We start from the raw sequence: 239 nt of genomic DNA on the forward strand, positions 1-239 counted from the left end.
CTCCCAGAGCGTCCCCTTAACAGCTGGCTACTCGCCCAGGTTCGCGCCGGCATCGGCCAGGTATTTGGCGCGACGCGCGAGCTGTTTATTCCGCAAATGATCAATTTGCAGGCCGTGGGCGGCGTCAGCTTCAAAAAAGGGTGCTACACCGGCCAGGAAATCGTCGCGCGCATGCAGTACCGCGGCAAACTCAAACGCCGCTTGCAGCGCTTGAGCCTGGAAGGCGCCGAATTACCGGC

General features: G+C 61.5%; 1 protein-coding gene. It reads left to right on the forward strand.

Annotated elements, in window-relative coordinates; genetic code table 11:
- A partial coding sequence (ygfZ, locus tag AC0IW9_RS31865) for a CAF17-like 4Fe-4S cluster assembly/insertion protein YgfZ (RefSeq protein ID WP_471652280.1) occupies positions 1-239 on the forward strand: 239 nt, incomplete at both ends.

Source organism: Belnapia sp. AC561, from assembly GCF_979252845.1.